Raw genomic sequence first — 368 nt, 5'->3', positions numbered from 1 at the left:
CACGGGCTGATCAACCCCGAACATGTCGAGGTGATCAGAAAATCGGTGGCCAAGTTACCGGGATGGGTGGACGCGGCCACCCGCGATCAATTCGAGGTCGACCTGGTCCGCACGGCCGCCACGGTCGGGCCCAAAGAACTCACCGACACCGCCGAGCTCACGCTGTTTCTGCTGGATCAAGACGGGCCGGAACCCACCGACATCGAACGGGCCCGCAAGCGTGGGGTCAGAAAGTCCCGACAAGGCGCCGACGGGATGGTGGAACTGCGCGCGATGTTGACCCCGGAGGCGTGGGCGGTGTGGGAGGCGATCTTCGCCAAATACGCCGCACCTGGCATGTGCAACCCCGACGATCCCCAACCGTGCAC

General features: G+C 64.9%; 1 protein-coding gene. It reads left to right on the top strand.

Features of this window, described 5'->3' with window-relative positions:
* The coding region (locus tag ABQE44_RS25835) for a DUF222 domain-containing protein (RefSeq protein WP_448432667.1) at nt 1–368 on the top strand (368 nt) is incomplete at both ends.

The organism is Mycolicibacterium sp. XJ2546 (assembly GCF_053483195.1).
Note: the sequence above shows the minus strand (reverse complement) of the source record. Positions and strands in the feature narration are given on the sequence as shown.